Annotated in this window: 22 protein-coding genes; 17 read left to right on the forward strand and 5 right to left on the reverse strand. The window is 72.8% G+C overall.

Features of this window, described 5'->3' with window-relative positions; all coding sequences use genetic code 11:
* From VIB11_RS04260 to VIB11_RS04290, 7 genes are all read left to right on the forward strand, one after another.
* On the forward strand, positions 1–333 hold a 333-nt coding region (locus VIB11_RS04260; protein ID WP_332028683.1), incomplete at its 5' end, for a 3-keto-5-aminohexanoate cleavage protein.
* A gap of 93 nt (positions 334–426) precedes the next feature.
* Positions 427–864 carry a helix-turn-helix domain-containing protein gene (locus VIB11_RS04265; RefSeq protein WP_332028685.1) on the forward strand — a complete coding sequence of 146 codons (438 nt, stop codon included), beginning with the start codon at positions 427–429 and terminating at the stop codon, positions 862–864.
* A gap of 11 nt (positions 865–875) precedes the next feature.
* Positions 876–1,562: a hypothetical protein gene (locus tag VIB11_RS04270; protein WP_332028687.1), complete on the forward strand. Its 687-nt coding sequence runs from the start codon at positions 876–878 to the stop codon at positions 1,560–1,562.
* 117 nt (positions 1,563–1,679) lie between these two features.
* A complete protein-coding gene (locus VIB11_RS04275) occupies positions 1,680–2,699 on the forward strand; it encodes an asparaginase (protein WP_332028688.1) in 1,020 nt (339 codons plus the stop codon).
* Positions 2,700–2,702: 3 nt separating this feature from the next.
* Positions 2,703–3,128 carry a D-aminoacyl-tRNA deacylase gene (gene dtd / locus VIB11_RS04280; RefSeq protein ID WP_332028690.1) on the forward strand — a complete coding sequence of 142 codons (426 nt, stop codon included), beginning with the start codon at positions 2,703–2,705 and terminating at the stop codon, positions 3,126–3,128.
* Positions 3,129–3,156: 28 nt separating this feature from the next.
* A complete protein-coding gene (locus VIB11_RS04285) occupies positions 3,157–3,477 on the forward strand; it encodes a DUF2516 family protein (protein ID WP_332028692.1) in 321 nt (106 codons plus the stop codon).
* Positions 3,478–3,540: 63 nt separating this feature from the next.
* Positions 3,541–3,906, forward strand: coding sequence for a phosphomannose isomerase type II C-terminal cupin domain (locus VIB11_RS04290; protein WP_332028694.1), 366 nt, complete (start codon positions 3,541–3,543; stop codon positions 3,904–3,906).
* Between the two features lie 51 nt (positions 3,907–3,957).
* Here VIB11_RS04290 and VIB11_RS04295 read toward each other — a convergent pair whose 3' ends face one another.
* A complete protein-coding gene (locus VIB11_RS04295; protein WP_332028696.1) occupies positions 3,958–4,755 on the reverse strand; it encodes a class I SAM-dependent methyltransferase in 798 nt (265 codons plus the stop codon).
* A gap of 58 nt (positions 4,756–4,813) precedes the next feature.
* Here VIB11_RS04295 and VIB11_RS04300 point away from each other — a divergent pair, with 58 nt between their 5' ends.
* Genes VIB11_RS04300 through VIB11_RS04315 form a run of 4 tightly spaced genes read left to right on the forward strand, consistent with a single transcriptional unit; the run spans position 4,814 to position 8,193 of the window.
* Entirely contained in the window at positions 4,814–5,602 is a 789-nt protein-coding gene (locus VIB11_RS04300; RefSeq protein WP_332028698.1) for a hypothetical protein, read from the forward strand.
* Positions 5,603–5,631: 29 nt separating this feature from the next.
* Entirely contained in the window at positions 5,632–6,939 is a 1,308-nt protein-coding gene (gene mshA, locus VIB11_RS04305) for a D-inositol-3-phosphate glycosyltransferase (protein ID WP_332028700.1), read from the forward strand.
* The gene (locus VIB11_RS04310) at positions 6,936–7,433 is read left to right on the forward strand and encodes a YbjN domain-containing protein (protein ID WP_332028702.1); all 498 of its coding nucleotides are present in this window, start codon (positions 6,936–6,938) and stop codon (positions 7,431–7,433) included. The genes mshA and VIB11_RS04310 overlap by 4 nt, the downstream gene beginning before the upstream one ends.
* A 19-nt stretch (positions 7,434–7,452) precedes the next feature.
* Positions 7,453–8,193 carry a phosphoglyceromutase gene (locus tag VIB11_RS04315; protein ID WP_332028703.1) on the forward strand — a complete coding sequence of 247 codons (741 nt, stop codon included), beginning with the start codon at positions 7,453–7,455 and terminating at the stop codon, positions 8,191–8,193.
* 78 nt (positions 8,194–8,271) lie between these two features.
* Here the strand turns inward: VIB11_RS04315 and phoU are convergent, their stop codons facing one another.
* The gene (gene phoU, locus VIB11_RS04320) at positions 8,272–8,961 is read right to left on the reverse strand and encodes a phosphate signaling complex protein PhoU (RefSeq protein ID WP_332028705.1); all 690 of its coding nucleotides are present in this window, start codon (positions 8,959–8,961) and stop codon (positions 8,272–8,274) included.
* A gap of 156 nt (positions 8,962–9,117) precedes the next feature.
* Here phoU and VIB11_RS04325 point away from each other — a divergent pair, with 156 nt between their 5' ends.
* Both VIB11_RS04325 and VIB11_RS04330 read left to right on the forward strand, forming a co-directional pair.
* Positions 9,118–10,296, forward strand: coding sequence for a sensor histidine kinase (locus VIB11_RS04325; RefSeq protein WP_332028707.1), 1,179 nt, complete (start codon positions 9,118–9,120; stop codon positions 10,294–10,296).
* Positions 10,293–10,976 carry a response regulator transcription factor gene (locus tag VIB11_RS04330; protein WP_332028709.1) on the forward strand — a complete coding sequence of 228 codons (684 nt, stop codon included), beginning with the start codon at positions 10,293–10,295 and terminating at the stop codon, positions 10,974–10,976. The genes VIB11_RS04325 and VIB11_RS04330 overlap by 4 nt, the downstream gene beginning before the upstream one ends.
* 109 nt (positions 10,977–11,085) lie before the next feature.
* On the opposite strand, the gene VIB11_RS04335 is transcribed toward VIB11_RS04330, so the two are convergent.
* Positions 11,086–11,562, reverse strand: a complete 477-nt coding sequence (locus tag VIB11_RS04335; RefSeq protein ID WP_332028711.1) for a hypothetical protein — start codon at positions 11,560–11,562, stop codon at positions 11,086–11,088.
* A 195-nt stretch (positions 11,563–11,757) separates the two neighbouring features.
* Here VIB11_RS04335 and VIB11_RS04340 point away from each other — a divergent pair, with 195 nt between their 5' ends.
* Together VIB11_RS04340 and ispD are read left to right on the forward strand one after the other, a co-directional pair.
* Positions 11,758–12,240 carry a CarD family transcriptional regulator gene (locus tag VIB11_RS04340; protein ID WP_332028713.1) on the forward strand — a complete coding sequence of 161 codons (483 nt, stop codon included), beginning with the start codon at positions 11,758–11,760 and terminating at the stop codon, positions 12,238–12,240.
* Positions 12,237–12,911, forward strand: coding sequence for a 2-C-methyl-D-erythritol 4-phosphate cytidylyltransferase (ispD, locus tag VIB11_RS04345; protein ID WP_332028723.1), 675 nt, complete (start codon positions 12,237–12,239; stop codon positions 12,909–12,911). Before VIB11_RS04340 ends, ispD begins: the two co-directional genes overlap by 4 nt.
* A gap of 54 nt (positions 12,912–12,965) precedes the next feature.
* Here the strand turns inward: ispD and VIB11_RS04350 are convergent, their stop codons facing one another.
* Positions 12,966–13,589: a GNAT family N-acetyltransferase gene (locus VIB11_RS04350; RefSeq protein ID WP_332028715.1), complete on the reverse strand. Its 624-nt coding sequence runs from the start codon at positions 13,587–13,589 to the stop codon at positions 12,966–12,968.
* Positions 13,590–13,664: 75 nt separating this feature from the next.
* On the opposite strand from VIB11_RS04350, the gene ispF reads away from it, so the two are divergent.
* Positions 13,665–14,180 carry a 2-C-methyl-D-erythritol 2,4-cyclodiphosphate synthase gene (ispF, locus tag VIB11_RS04355; protein WP_332028717.1) on the forward strand — a complete coding sequence of 172 codons (516 nt, stop codon included), beginning with the start codon at positions 13,665–13,667 and terminating at the stop codon, positions 14,178–14,180.
* Positions 14,181–14,242: 62 nt separating this feature from the next.
* Here ispF and VIB11_RS04360 read toward each other — a convergent pair whose 3' ends face one another.
* Positions 14,243–14,623, reverse strand: a complete 381-nt coding sequence (locus tag VIB11_RS04360) for a hypothetical protein (RefSeq protein ID WP_332028719.1) — start codon at positions 14,621–14,623, stop codon at positions 14,243–14,245.
* Positions 14,624–14,867: 244 nt separating this feature from the next.
* Between VIB11_RS04360 and VIB11_RS04365 the strand changes: the two genes are divergently transcribed.
* Positions 14,868–15,812: S-(hydroxymethyl)mycothiol dehydrogenase (locus VIB11_RS04365; RefSeq protein WP_332028721.1), on the forward strand; the 945-nt coding region annotated here is incomplete at its 3' end.

Consider the following 15,812-nt stretch of genomic DNA (forward strand, 5'->3'; position numbering starts at 1 on the left):
GACTTCGTGACCAACGTCCCGGGCGGTATGCCGGGGACGCCGGCGGCGCTGCTCGCGGGCGTCCAGATGCTGCCGCCGGAGGTGACGAGCTGGTCCGCCACCGGCATCGGCCGCGCCCACCTGCCGATCATGGCCGCAGCACTTGCCGGGGGTGGCCACCTGCGGGTCGGGATGGAGGACAACGTCGTCTTCGCCCGCGGGGTGCCGGTGGGGCACAACCGGGAGCTCGTGGAGCGGGCGGCGCACCTGGCCGGGGTGATGCAGCGGCCGGCGATGTCGACCGACGAGGCCCGCGCCCTGCTCGGGGTCAAGGACCGCCGCCGGTCGTCCTGAGTGCCCGGCGCGGTGCCGCCGGGTTCGCCGTGTGACTCGCCTCACGCTGTCTAGAGTTTGCGTTCTGCTAACTGGGGCAAGCACTATGGAGGCATGAGCCGGATCCCGCTCGGCCCCCTCGGGGGCGACAGCCTGGGCGACTACCTGCGCGAGCAGCGCCAGTCGGCCCGGCTGTCCCTGCGCCAGCTGTCCGAGCTGGCCGGGGTCTCCAACCCCTACCTGTCGCAGATCGAGCGCGGGCTGAAGAAGCCCAGCGCCGAGATCCTCCAGCAGCTCGCCAAGGGCCTGCAGGTCTCGGCGGAGTCGCTCTACGTCCGGGCGGGGATCCTCGACGAGCGCCCGGAGAACGCTCCCGAGCCCGCGGACACCCGCGCGGTCATCACCGCCGACCCGCTCCTCAGCCAGAGGCAGAAGGCCGCACTCCTCGACGTCTACGACTCGTTCGTGAGCGGGACGACCACCCCCGACGCCAGCACCCGGCCCAGCGCCACCCGGCGCAGGGCCCCCAAGACCAGCACCCCGAAGAGATGAAGGAGACCACCATGGCTTTCGTGGCCGACATCAAGAAGACCGTCACCGACACCACCCCGGTGTTCGCCGCCGTAGGCGCCGCAGACCTGGCGTTCGAGAAGGTGCGTGAGGCCCGCGCCCGCGCCGAGGCTGCCCGCGTGGAGATCTCGGTTGAGAAGCTCCAGGCCAAGGCCCTCCAGCGCGCCACCGAGGCCACCGAGCAGGCCCAGCAGGTGCCGGCGCTCGCCCTGAACCGCGGCCTGGAGATCGCCGGAAGGGCCGCCGAGTCGTACGGCGAGTTCGCTACCCGCGGCGAGAAGCTCGTCAAGCGGGTGCGCAACCAGAAGGCGACCCAGGACCTCGTCGCGCAGGCCGAGACCACCGTCGCCCTCGGCAAGGGCGCCGTCACGACCGTCCGCAAGGCTGCGGTCGACATCGAGCGCTCCGCGAAGGCCACCCTCACGACCGGCCGCCGCGACGCCGCCGAGGTGGCCGAGACCGTTGCCGCCTCCGTCGCCGACGAGGCCAAGGGCGCTGCCACCACGGCGAAGAAGTCGACCGCCACCACCCGCAGCGCCGCCAAGCGCACCGCGACGACCACCAAGAAGCGCGCCGCCACCGCGTCCGCGTCGACCAAGCGCGCTGCCACGGGTGCACGCAAGACGGCCGCCGCCTCGAAGAAGGCCGCCTCGGCCGCTGCGGAGAAGGTCGGCGACTGACCTCCTGACGCACCCCTCTGCCCGACACGGGCAGGCGAGGGCCCGGTGCCGCATCCCTCCACGCGGCGCCGGGCCCTCGCCGTGTCCGGGCGGCCGGCCGATGGCTAGGGTGACGGCGTGACCTCCGCACACGCCGCCGACGCCGCCGTTGCCGACCGGGGCGCCGCCGGCGCGGCCCCCTCCGGCGCCCTGCTCGACGCCCCCGTGCTCGCCCATGTCGTCCGCGGCGGCTTCGTCGAGTCCGTCCACCACGGGAGCCTCGTGGCCCTCGCGGCCGACGGCACCCCCGAGATCGCCCTCGGCAGCGCGACCGGGCCGGTCTTCCCGCGCTCCTCGAACAAGCCGCTGCAGGCCCTCGCCATGGTCCGCAACGGCCTGCGCCTCGAGCCCGAGCTGCTGGCCCTGGCCTGCTCGAGCCACTCGGGGGAGGACTTCCACCTCGACGGCGTGCGCCGCATCCTCGCCGGCGCCGGTCTCACCGAGGCCGCCCTGCAGAACACCCCGGACTGGCCCTACGACGCCCTGGAGCAGGACCACTGGCGCCGCGAGCGACGTGAGAAGTCGTCGATCGCGCAGAACTGCTCCGGCAAGCACGCCGCCATGCTGGCCACCTGTGTCCTCAACGGCTGGGACACCGTCACCTACCGCAGCTCCGACCACCCCCTGCAGCAGGCGATGGCCGCCACGCTGGAGGAGCTCGCGGGCGAGCCGGTCGCGGCAACCGCGGTCGACGGGTGCGGGGCCCCCGTGATGGCGATCAGCCTCACCGGTCTCGCCCGCGCGTTCGGCCGCCTCGCGTCCGCGGAGGACGGCACGCACGAGCGGGCCGTCGCGGACGCCATCCGCACCCACCCGGCATACCTCGGGGGCACCCGGCGCGACGTCACCGCGCTGGTGCGCGGCACCCCCGGCCTGATCGCCAAGGACGGCGCCGAGGCCGTGTACGCCGTGGGGCTGGCCGACGGTCGCGGCATCGCCCTGAAGGTCGCCGACGGCGGGCAGCGGGCCCGACCGGTGATCGTCGCCGCCGCCCTGCGCCGCCTCGGCGTGGAGTCGGACGCGCTGGCCGAGCTCGAGAACGCCCCCGTGCTCGGCCACGGCGAGCCGGTGGGGGCCGTCGTCGCGGTCGGGATCTGAGCCGTGCGGGCCGTCCTCCAGCGCGTGACCCGAGCCGCGGTGCTCGTCGACGGTGAGACCGTCGGAGCCATCGACCGACCGGGCCTGCTGGCCCTCGTGGGGGTCACCCACGACGACGGGCCGGAGCAGGTGGCGGCCATGGCGCGCAAGATCAGCGAGCTGCGCATCCTCCGCGACGAGCGCTCCGTGCTCGACGAGGGCGCCCCGGTGCTCGTGGTCAGCCAGTTCACCCTCTACGCCGACACCAGGAAGGGTCGCCGCCCCTCGTGGAACGGCGCCGCCCCCGGCAGCGTGGCCGAGCCGGTGGTGGAGGCGGTCGTCGAGGACCTGCGCGGGCGTGGCGTGGAGGTGGCCACGGGCCGCTTCGGGGCGATGATGGAGGTCAGCCTCGTGAACGACGGGCCCGTCACCCTTGTCGTGGACGTCTGAGGGGCCCTCCAGACCGTAGGCTTGCGCCATGAACATGATCGGCTCGGCGCAGAACCTCGTGACGCTCCTGCTCGGCCTCGCAGCGCTCGCGCTCGAGGTCTTCGCGTTCGTCGACGCCATCCGGCACCGGCCGGACGCCTACGTGGCTGCGGGCAAGCGCACCAAGCAGTTCTGGAGCATCGTCACCGGCATCAGCGCCCTGGTCGGCTTCGTCTTCGTGTTCAGCCCGCTGAACCTGCTGGGGATCCTCGCCGTCGTGGGTGCCGGGATCTACCTCGCCGACGTGCGACCGGCCCTGCGCCAGGTGTCCGGCCGCGGCTCGGCGCAGGGTCCGTACGGCCCGTGGTGACGCGCTGCCCCCGACATCGGGCAGAATCGGTCCCCGTTGTGCCACCGGCTACCAAGGGGACCCATGTCTGATCGTCAGGACCCGCGCGAGGAGATCTTCGTCGTCGAGCGTCCGTGGGGGCAGTTCCAGCAGTTCGTCTCGAACGAGCAGGTGACGGTCAAGATCATCACGGTCGAGCCCGGCCACCGTCTCTCCCTGCAGACCCACGACCACCGCGGCGAGATGTGGCAGGTCCTGGACGGGCCGATCGAGGTGACCGTGGGCGAGCGGACCTGGAGTGCCGAGCCCGGCGAGACGGTGTGGGTGCCGACGAGGACGGTGCACCGGATGGCCAACAAGGGTGATCAGCCCGGCCGGCTCCTCGAGGTGGCCTTCGGTGACTTCGACGAGGCCGACATCGTCCGCCTCGAGGACGACTACGCCCGCTGAGCCCTGCCGGTGTGGCGGGGACCGACTGGTCCCTGCCGGTGCGCCGGGGCTTCATCCCCGTGGCGCGACCGCGGCCCAGTCGACGGTCACCTCACCGAGGCGCCATCGCCCCGGGCCGTCGAGCAGCGGCCAGCCCTCGTCGCGCAGCGTCGACACCGCGGCGAGGAAGCGCTGGCGCACCCCGAAGGACCCGTGGTGGGCCGCGAGCAGCCAGGCCCGGTCCAGCGCGGCGAGGTAGGCGTGCACCGCCTCACCCTCCACGTTGCGGTGGATCAGCGACTTCGGCAGCCGCTCGGCGACCCCGGAGGGGGTGTCGAGGCCGCGCAGCCGCCAGGACAGGGTCAGGGACACCGGCCCGGAGTGGTCCACCGCGACCCAGGCGCTGCGCCGGCCCAGCTCGTCGCAGGTCCCGTCGACCAGCAGGCCGTCCGGGGCGAGGCGCTCCCGGACGGTGGACCAGGCGCCCGCGACCTCGTCCTCGTCGTACTGCCGGAGCACGTTGAACGCACGCACGACGGTGGGGCGCGCGCCGCGCTCCAGGGGGACCTCGAAGCCGCCGCGCCGGAACGAGAGCCCGGGCCGCTCGAGGAGCCGACCTGCCGCGACCCTCTCGGGGTCGATCTCCACGCCGACGACGCGCACGTCCGGTCGCACCCGGCGCAGCCGGTCGTGCAGCTCGACGGCCGTCACGGGGGAGGCGCCGTAGCCGAGGTCGACGACCACCGGCGGCTCGCTCGGCCGCCGCAGCCGCCAGGCCTGGGGGCCGGCCAGCCAGCGGTCGACCCGGCGCAGCCGGTTGGGGTTGGTGGTGCCGCGGGTGATGGTGCCCACCGGCCTGCGCGTCGCCACCCGAGCAGGGTACGGGCCCTGCCCTCGCGGCAGCGTGTCCGGCCGTAGGGTGGAGGCCGTGAGAGGCCGGCGGCGCGACGTCACCCCCCGCGACGTCAGCAAGAGCATGGTCGCGCTGGTGGCCTCGGTCTGCGCCCTCGCGCTCCTCGGCCTCAGCGCGTGGGTCCCGGACTGGCTCGGACGCGACGGCCGGATCGCCGACGTCGGGCCGGGAATGCTGGTGGTGGACCCGGACGCGCGAGGTGTGGCGACGCTCGGGGGCGGGGTGACCGCGGCGCTGTACGAGTCCGGCCTGCGGGTCAGCCACGAGGACGACATCCTGGTCGAGTCCGTGAACCGCGGCTCCCTCGTCTCCGCGGTCGTCGGGAGCCTGGAGGGCGAGGGTGCGGAGGCGACCGAGCGCGTGGAGCGCCAGTACGACCACGTCCGGATCACCTCGCTGACCTTCCTCCCCGGACGAGCCACGTACACGGGGGAGGTCTTCGACGGCGAGCAGTCCCTGCCCCTGGAGATGCGGATCGAGCTCGCCGGACCCGTCGTACGGATCGGTGTGAGCGTCCCCCGCGCCAGCGCGCTCGTCGTGCACCTCGACCACGAGCCGGCCACGACCGGGATCCCCCCGGCCCTGCCGTTCCGGAACCTGCGCCGCCACGCCTACTGGCTCGCACCCGACACCGGCCGCGCCGACCCGGCCTTCACCACCGTGCTCGGGACGGACGTGGCCGTCGGCCCGGCGGGGGTGGCGCGGGCCGTGGACCTGCGCGCCGCCGGCCGCAACGACGTGCACGTGTGGTCCGAGTCGGTCGTCCTCAGCGTCACCGCCAGGCCGGATCCCCGACCGCGTTGAGCCCGGCCGCGCGTGGCAGACTCGAGGCCATGGCCACCTGCGACGGCCCCCGGCGGGTCGCGATGCTGAGCGTGCACACCTCGCCGCTCGAGCAGCCCGGGACCGGGGATGCCGGCGGCCTCAACGTCTACGTCGTGGAGACGGCCCGCCAGCTCGCCGAGCGGGGGGTCGAGGTGGAGGTCTTCACGCGCACCACGACCGCCGAGCTGGATCCGGTCGTCGAGCTGGCCCCCGGTGTGCTCGTGCGGCACGTCACGGCCGGGCCGTACGAGGGCCTGGGCAAGGACGACCTCCCCGGCCAGCTCTGCGCCTTCGCGGCCGGGGTGATGCGCACTGCTGCGCACGCCCCGGAGGGCCACTACGACCTCGTCCACTCCCACTACTGGCTCTCCGGGCAGGTGGGCTGGCTCGCCCACGATCGCTGGCAGGTCCCGCTCGTCCACACCATGCACACCATGGCGCGGGTCAAGAACGCCCACCTCGCCGACGGTGACTCGCCGGAGCCACCCGGCCGGGAGATCGGCGAGGTGCAGGTCGTCGAGGCCGCCGACCGGCTCATCGCCAACACCGCCAAGGAGGCCGAGGAGCTCGTCGGCCTGTATGACGCGGACCCCGGGAAGGTCGTGGTCGTGCCGCCGGGCGTCGACCTCTCGCTGTTCACCCCCGGCGACCGACGCGCGGCCCGGGCGCGGGTCGGCCTGCCGCTCGACGCCAAGGTGCTGCTGTTCGTCGGCCGGATCCAGCCGCTGAAGGCGCCCGAGGTGCTCGTCTCCGCCGCCGCCGAGCTGCTGGCCCGGCACCCCGACTGGGCGGGGGAGCTCGTCGTCGCCGTCCTGGGCGGCCCGAGCGGCTCCGGACTGGCGCACCCGCACGGCCTCGAGGAGCTCGCCGCCAGGCTCGGGGTCAGCGCCTCGGTGCGCTTCGCCCCACCGGTGGCCCGCCAGGAGCTCGCGCGGTGGTACCAGGCCGCCGACCTGGTGGCAGTGCCCTCGCACAGCGAGTCTTTCGGGCTGGTGGCGGTCGAGGCGCAGGCCTGTGGCACCCCGGTCGTGGCGGCGAACGTCGGCGGCCTGCCGACGGCGGTCGGGGACGCCGGCGTCCTCGTCGACGGCCACGACCCGCGCGTGTGGTCCGAGCACCTCGAGGCGCTCCTGCTCGACCAGGCCCGTCGCGAGGAGCTCTCCCGCCGGGCGGTCGAGCACGCGGCGCAGTTCGGCTGGGACCGCACCGCCGAGCAGCTGCTCGAGGTCTACCTCGAGGCTTGCCGGGCCAGGACCCTCTCGCCCATCGGCGAGTCGGCGACGCTCGACGGCATCCCCTCGGCGGTGGTCCCGTGAGCAGCGGCGAGGGCCTCGGCGCGGTGGTCGAGGCCTACCTGGCGGAGTCCGGCATCCCGTGGGAGCAGGGTGCCCGCGAGGGCGAGTACGTCGTGACCCTCCCGGGGGAGCGCAAGCTCAAGACGGTCGCCTCCCTGGTCGCCACCGACTCCACCCTGTCGGTCTCGGCGTTCGTCATCCGCAACCCGGACGAGAACCACGAGGAGTTCTACCGCACCCTGCTGCGCAAGAACCTCCGCCTGCCCGGCCTCGCGTACGCGATCGACTCCTCCGGGGACGTCTACGTCACCGGCCGCGTGCCCGCGGCGGCCGTCGACGCGGCATACCTCGACCAGCTCCTCGGAGTCGTGCTGCAGGCGGCGGACGACCCCTTCAACGAGCTGCTGGCCATCGGCTTCCTCTCGTCGATGAAGAAGGAGTGGGCCTGGCGCGTCTCCCGCGGCGAGTCCACGCGCAACCTCGACGCGTTCCGGCACCTGCTGGAGCAGGAGTGACCCCCACTAGTCTGGCGCCATGACGGAACACACCCTTGTCCTGCTGCGCCACGGGCACTCCGACTGGAACGCCAGGAACCTCTTCACCGGCTGGGTCGACGTCGACCTCAACGACCAGGGGCGCGCCGAGGCGGTGCACGGAGGCGAGCTGCTCAGGGAGAAGGGCGTCCTGCCCGACATCGTCCACACCAGCGTGCTGCGCCGCGCGATCAACACCGCGAACCTCGCCCTCGACGCCTGCGACCGGCACTGGATCCCCGTCCGCCGCCACTGGCGCCTCAACGAGCGGCACTACGGCGCGCTGCAGGGTCTCGACAAGGCGGCCACCCGCGAGAAGTACGGCGACGAGCAGTTCATGCTGTGGCGCCGCTCCTTCGACACCCCGCCGCCGCCCATCGAGCCGGGCAGCGAGTACGACCAGTCCGCCGACCCGCGCTACGCCGGGATCGACGTGCCCCGCACCGAGTGCCTCAAGGACGTCATCGCGCGGTTCATGCCCTACTGGGAGGGCCCCCTGCAGGACGACCTGCGGACCGGCCAGACGGTGCTGGTCGTCGCCCACGGCAACAGCCTGCGTGGTCTGGTCAAGCACCTCGACGGCATCAGCGACGAGGACATCGCCGCGCTGAACATCCCGACCGGGCAGCCGCTGGTCTACACCCTCGGCGAGGACTTCATGCCCACGAAGCCGGGGGAGTACCTCGACCCGGAGGCGGCCGCCGAGGCCGCCGCCGCGGTGGCCGCCCAGGGCCAGCGCTGAGGTGACCGCACACTGACGCACCAGGCCCGGTATGCCGCGTGGGCGGCATACCGGGCCTGTGTCGTGCTGGGAGGGGGCTCAGGCGGGCGGCCGCGAGTCCTCGTCCTCCTCGTGGTCGCGAGCCTCGAGGTCCCACTCGCCGGTCACGAGGTAGACGACGCGGTGGGCGACGGAGACGGCGTGGTCGGCGAAGCGCTCGTAGTAGCGGCCGACCAGGGTGATGTCGACGGCGGCCTCGGTGCCGTGCTGCCAAGTGCCGTCGACCAGCTTGCCGAACAGCTGGCGGTGCAGGTCGTCCATGGCGTCGTCGTCGCGCTCGAGGGTCTTGGCGGCCTCGACGTCCTTGCTGGCGATGACCTGGCCGGCCTTGGCGACGATGCGCTCGGCGACCTGGCCCATCTGCAGGATGGTGGCGCGGATGTCGGCGGGCACGGCCGACTCGGGGAAGCGAAGCCGCGCGACCTTGGCGACGTGGCGGGCGAGGTCGCCCATGCGCTCGAGGTCGGCGCTCATCCGCATGGCCGTGACGACCATCCGCAGGTCGGTGGCCACCGGCTGCTGTCGGGCGAGCAGGTCGACCGACATGGCGTCGAGCTCCTCGCGGAGGTCGTCGAGGTGCTTGTCGGCCTCGATGACGGACTCGGCCAGGTTGATGTCGGCGTCGAGCAGGGCCGTCGTGGCCCGCGCCATCGCCGAACCCGCCAGGTGGGTCATCTCCACCAGCTGGTCGGAGATCTTGTCGAGGTCCTCGTGGAACGCGTCGCGCATGTGTGGGTGTCCAGTCCTAGCTCTCGTGGGTGCGTCGTGAGAGTCCCACCCTGCCGTGAACGCTTGGGGGCTCTGGGGTGAACATATGGGAATCGGCCGGCGGGCGACAGTGGCACGCGGTCAGACCACGTGGCCAGCATGCGTACATTGAGTGTCGTGGATGTCGCGACCGCCGCCCTGCTGTCCGGACTGGCCGGACTCGTGATCGGTGCGTTCGCTGTGATCGCCGTGCGCTACTCCGAGCGCCAGCAGACCACGGTACCCGAGCCTCCGGCGCCTCCGCCCCTGCCGGCGGGGGTCGGGGACGTGCTGCACGTGCTGCGCTCGAGCGGCATCGTGGTCGACTCGGCCGACGCGGTCGTCAACACCTCCCCGGCAGCTGCCTCCTACGGCCTGGTCCGCGGCCGCGAGCTCGTCCACGCGGAGCTGCGTCACCTCGCCCGGCAGGTGCGCCGCGACGGCGTCATCCGCGAGGCGCAGCTCGAGCTCTCGCGTGGTCCGGTGGGCCGCGGCCGGGTCCTCATGCACGCGCGGGTCGCCCCGCTCGGAATCAGCCACGTGCTGCTGCTCCTCGACGACATCACGCAGGTCCGGCGCGTCGAGGAGGTCCGCCGTGACTTCGTGGCGAACGTCAGCCACGAGCTCAAGACCCCGGTCGGTGGCCTCGCCCTCCTCGCCGAGGCGGTGCTCGACGCCCGCGAGGACCCGGAGGCCGTCGAGCGGTTCGCCCGGCGGATGCAGGTGGAGGCGGCGCGGCTGAGCCAGCTGGTCAAGGAGATCGTGGACCTCTCCCGGCTCCAGGTCGCCGACGGCCTGCACGAGCCGCAGCTCGTCGACGTGGGCACCCTGATCAACGAGGCCCTGGACCACACCCGGCTGGGCGCCGAGGCCAAGCAGATCGACCTGGCGGCGGCCTGCGAGCCCGACCTCAAGGTGTTCGGTGACGAGGACCTCCTCGTGACCGCCGTGCGCAACCTGGTGGGCAACGCGATTGCCTACTCCGACCCCGGCACCAAGGTGGCCGTGGGAGGCCGGCGGGTCGACGACATCATCGAGATCACCGTCTCCGACCAGGGCCACGGCATCCCCGAGAGCGAGCAGTCGCGCATCTTCGAGCGCTTCTACCGGGTCGACGCCGCGCGGTCGCGGGCGACCGGTGGCACCGGGCTCGGGCTGGCCATCGTCAAGCACATCTGCTCCAACCACGGCGGCGACGTCAGCGTCTGGAGCGAGGAGGGCCGCGGGTCGACCTTCACCATCCGGCTGCCCGCCGCCGCCGACCGCTCCGGCGACAACACCGCAGACCCCAGCACACAACGAGAGGGCCACGAATGACGCGGATCCTGGTGGTCGAGGACGAGGTCTCGTACTCCGACCCACTGTCCTACCTGCTGCGCAAGGAGGGGTACGAGGTCGCAGTCGCCGAGACCGGGCCAGCCGCCCTCGAGGAGTTCGACCGGGCCGGGGCCGACCTCGTCCTGCTCGACCTGATGCTCCCGGGCCTCAGCGGAACCGACGTGTGCCGAGCGCTCCGGCAGCGCTCGCACGTGCCGGTGATCATGCTGACCGCGAAGGACAGCGAGATCGACAAGGTCGTGGGCCTCGAGATCGGCGCGGACGACTACGTGACGAAGCCCTACTCCTCCCGCGAGCTGCTCGCCCGCATCAAGGCCGTCCTGCGCCGGGGCGCCGAGCCGGAGGACCTGCTCCCGGCGACCCTCGAGGCGGGGCCGGTCCGCATGGACGTCGAGCGGCACGTGGTCACCGTCAACGGCAGCCAGGCCTCGCTGCCGCTGAAGGAGTTCGAGCTCCTCGAGATCCTGCTGCGCAACACCGGCCGGGTGCTCACCCGGATGCAGCTCATCGACCGGGTGTGGGGGAGCGACTACGTCGGCGACACCAAGACCCTCGACGTCCACGTCAAGCGGTTGCGCGCCAAGATCGAGCCCGACCCCGCCGCGCCGCGGCACATCGTCACCGTCCGGGGCCTGGGCTACAAGTTCGAGGCGGACTGACCCGCACCGCCACCGGGTGGGGCCTGGCAGGTCCCACCCCCCGGAACAGGGGTGAGCCCCCGCCAGTCTGGCGGGGGCTCACCTGTGCGTGCGGGCGCGGTGGGTGCGCTCAGGGCGCCAGCGTCTCGTAGTAGCCGTCGGGCAGCAGCACGGGGACCTTGACGATGTTCCCCCCGGAGGGGCTGGTGCCCACCTGGAGGGTGGCGATCCCGCCGGGCTCGGCCGCCACGGTCGACAGCGAGACCGGGGAGTCCTTCGAGATCTGCTCCTGGCCGTACGCCGGGACGGAGAAGGTCGCGGTGGACCCACCCTCGCCGGCAAAGGTGATGGTCACGGGCTGGGAGCCACGGTTGACGACGGCGCCGGAGATGGTGCCCTTGCCGTCCTTTTCCTCCGCGATGACGACCAGGTTACGGATCTGCACGTCCTGGAGGTCGACGTTCACGCCGTCGGCGGACAGGTAGGGGATGTCGGTCTGGATCGGCGAGGTGAGCTGGCACCCGGCGAGCCCCAGCGCGGCCGCGGCCGCCGCGACGGGCGCGAGGCGGCGGGCGACGGGGCGGGGGGAGGAGGTTCGGCGCATCACGGGGACACCCTACCGGCCGCCGTTCCTGTGGCGCGCACCCGTGCGCGTTGCACGCGGGTGCGCCGTCTGTCAAGACCGGCACTACGGGCAATTTGCCTCCGACAGGGCCTCTGACCTGCGCAAACGCGCGACCATCAAGTTCCGGTTGACGGCGTGGCGTGTTATTCTTGAGGTCGCGAAAGGGGAAAACAGCACATGGTTTTCAAGGTCGGCGAAACGGTCGTGTACCCACACCACGGGGCTGCATTGATCGAAGAAATCAATACGCGCACGATCAAGGGCGAGGACAAGCTCTACCTCAAGCTCAAGGTAGCCCAGGGCGACCTGACCATCGAGGTTCCTGCGGAGAACTGCGACCTCGTGGGTGTCCGCGACGTCGTCGGGCAGGAAGGCCTCGACAAGGTGTTCGAGGTGCTGCGGGCCCCGCACACGGAGGAGCCGACCAACTGGTCGCGCCGGTACAAGGCCAACCTCGAGAAGCTGGCCTCTGGTGACGTCATCAAGGTGGCAGAGGTCGTCCGCGACCTGTGGCGCCGCGACAAGGACCGTGGCCTCTCGGCCGGCGAGAAGCGCATGCTCGCCAAGGCCCGCCAGATCCTCGTCTCCGAGCTCGCTCTCGCCGAGAAGACGAACGAGGACAAGGCCGAGGCCATGCTCGACGAGGTCCTCGCCTCCTGAGCGTCGCTGTCGTCCTCGTCGCAGGAGGGCAGGGCGCCCGGCTCGGTGCTCCCGAGCCGAAGGCATTCGTTCCACTGGACGGCGAGCCGCTGCTCGGGCACGCCCTGAGCCGCGTGCTCGCCGTTCGTGCTGTCGACCACGTGGTCATCGTGGCACCGGCAACCCACCTCGACCCGGCGCGCTCGATCGCCCGTGCGTCGGCTCGGCCGGACGCCGTGCAGGTGGTCGCCGGCGGCGAGGACCGCTCCGCGTCCGTCGCCGCCGGGCTGCGGGCCCTGGCCCCGGGCGACGACGTCGTGCTGGTCCACGACGCCGCCCGCGCCCTGGCCCCGCCCGAGCTCTTCGATGCCGTGGTGCGTGAGGTGCGCGCCGGCCACCCCGCGGTGGTCCCCGGCCTGCCGGTGGCCGACACGGTCAAGTCCGTCGACGCCGACGGGCGGGTGGTCGACACCCCGGACCGGTCGGCGCTGCGGGCCGTCCAGACACCTCAGGGCTTCAGCCGCGAGACGCTCGAGCAGGCGCATGCGAGCTCGGGCTCCGCGAGCGACGACGCCGGGCTCGTCGAGCGCGCGGGGGGCACCGTGCGGGTCATCGCCGGCGACGCGCGGGCGATGAAGGTGACGACCCCGCACGACCTCGCCGTCGCCGCACTCTTCCTCCGCGAGGAGTAGCACCAGCCCCCGACCCTGCCGGCCGGGGTGTGCGTGGCCGCGGCCCGGGCAGGCTCAGCCGGGGCGACGGGCGGTGCGGACGTGATCCACCAGCACGGCATACACCTCGTCCCACGAGGAGGCGGGCTCGCGGGGGTCGTCGCTGCGCAGCACCGAGTGCCAGCCGTCGGTCATGACGCCGCGGTGCTCGAGCAGCGCCGGCACCAGGAGCGGCACGGGGAAGCCCGCCCGCCAGGCGGCCTTGGCACTGCCGTGGTTGCCGACGTTGGCCTGCCAGGCGACCAGCTCCCAGCCGAGCTGGTCGAACGCGTGCGCGAGGACCAGCGAGACGGCCTCGGACATCACGCCGCGCCCGCGCGCGGCCGGGTGGGTGACGAACCCGATGTTGCCGGCCGCGTGGCCCGGCTCCCGGGTCCAGGCCCGCAGGTCGATGGTGCCGGCGTAGGCGCCGTCGCGCTCGATGGCCCAGGAGACCTGCTCCTGCGAGGGTGCCATGATCCGCGCGAGGTAGGACCTGCCCATCTCCTCGGTGTAGGGGGTGGGCACCGTCGTCCACCGCACCGTCTCGGGGTCGTTGCAGCGCTCGACGACAGGCCCGAGGTCGTCCTCGACGTGCGGGCGGAGCGTGACGGTGGGGCCGGTGAGGACGGGGATGGGCAGGGGCGTCGGCTCGCTCATGCGGGTGGAGGTTAGCCCTTCGCGCCACGCCCCGGCCACGGGGTTTGCGCTGGTGGCGATGGTTGGATGGGTGCCATGACACACCTGGGTATGCCCCGCGTCGGGATCGGCGTGGACGTGCACGCCTTCGCGCCGGAGCCCAGTGACCGGGAGCTGTGGGTCGCCGGCCTGCTCTGGCCGGGGGAGCGGGGCCTGGACGGCCACTCCGACGCGGACGTCGCTGCGCACGCCGCCTGCGACGCGCTGTTCTCGGCTGCCGGGATCGGCGACCTCGGCGCCCACTTCGGCACCTCGCGACCCGAGCTGGCAGGTGCGTCCGGGGTCACGCTGCTGGCCGAGGCCGCCCGCCTCGTGCGCGACGCGGGCTTCGAGATCGGCAACGTCGTCGTGCAGGTGGTCGGCAACCGGCCCAAGATCGGGACCCGCCGGCAGGAAGCCCAGTCCACCCTGTCGGAGGCGTGCGGCGCGCCGGTCTCCGTGAGCGGGACGACCACGGACGGGCTCGGGCTGACCGGCCGCGGCGAGGGGGTGGCCGCGATCGCCACAGCCCTGGTGCACGAGACACCCGCCTCGCGGGGCGCGACCCACTGACGCGCGAGCGGGCCAGTCTCCGAAGGGGACTGGCCCGTGGTGGCCCCGAGGGGCTGCTTGGCTCAGCTGTGGCCCGCGGTGCTCGGGTGCGCGTGCACCAGCCCGGCGTGGTCCGCCACCTCAAAGGCGAACACGACGAGGATGGAGCCCATGAAGACGGCCAGCAGGATCTCTGCTGCCGCCGTCTCGGCGAACGCCAGGGCAGCGAAGCCGAGAATCATGGAGACGACCGCAGCACCCGTCTCGAGGGTCCCGACCCGGTCTCGGGCGTTGCCGGTCCTGAGGACCAGGAAGGCAGCGGCGCCGAGGACCAGCCCGACCGCGGACATGCCGCGCGCATCCTGGATGAACGGCATCTCGCCGTTCATCAGGTAGCCCACGTAGGGCACGCCGATGGCCGCAACCAGAACCGTGGCAACGAGGTCTCGGAATGTCAGTCTCATCACTACACCTCCTTCCACATTTCCAGCCTGAGGGGCCTTCCGGCGTCGGCGGAAGTGCCGAAGGACCTCAGTTCCGGGCGTACCGGACGCTGCCCTTGCCCATGCCCATGCCCTTGCCCGAGCCCGAGCCCGGGCCTGGGCCTGGGGTGCGCCGGCTGGGGGTCAGGACGGGCGCGCCACCTGCGGCAGGCGGACCGTAGGGTGGCGGCAGCAGGGCCCGTCCGCCGAACCCAGGAGGGAACGCATGCCGCAGACCGTCAAGGGCGTCATCGCCCGCAGCAAGGACGCCGAGGTCGAGCTGGTCGACATCGTGGTTCCGGACCCGGGGCCCGGTGAGGCCGTCGTCGCGGTCCACACCTGCGGCGTGTGCCACACCGACCTGCACTACAAGCAGGGCGGCATCAACGACGAGTTCCCGTTCCTGCTCGGGCACGAGGCCGCCGGTGTCGTCGAGGCGGTGGGCGAGGGGGTGACGGAGGTGGCGCCCGGCGACTTCGTCATCCTCAACTGGCGCGCGGTCTGCGGCCAGTGCCGGGCCTGCCAGAAGGGCAAGCCGTGGTACTGCTTCGCCACGCACAACGCGAAGCAGTGGATGACGCTGACCGACGGCACGGAGCTGAGCCCGGCGCTGGGGGTGGGCGCCTTCATCGAGAAGACGCTCGTGGCGGCAGGCCAGTGCACCAAGGTCGACCCCGAGGCGGACGCCGCCGCGGTGGGCCTGCTCGGCTGCGGCGTGATGGCTGGCTTCGGCGCCGCCGTCAACACGGGAGGCGTCGGGATGGGTGACTCGGTCGCCGTCATCGGCTGTGGCGGTGTGGGCAACGCGGCCATCGCGGGCGCCCACCTCGCGGGCGCGACGACCATCGTCGCCGTCGACATCGACGACCAGAAGCTCGAGGCCGCCAAGGGCTTCGGTGCCACGCACACCGTCAACAGCCGAACGTCCGACCCCGTCGAGGCGATCCGCGAGGCGACTGGTGGCTTCGGCGCCGACGTCGTCATCGAGGCCGTCGGCCGGCCCGAGACCTACGAGCAGGCGTTCTACGCCCGGGACCTCGCAGGCACGGTCGTGCTCGTGGGCGTGCCCACGCCGGACAAGCAGGTGAACCTGCCGATGATCGAGATCTTCGGCCGTGGCGGCGCCCTGAAGTCGAGCTGGTACGGCGACTGCCTGCCCAGCCGGGACTTC

The organism is Pedococcus sp. (genome assembly GCF_036554925.1).
In the GTDB taxonomy this organism is placed as follows: Bacteria; Actinomycetota; Actinomycetes; order Actinomycetales; family Dermatophilaceae; genus Pedococcus_A.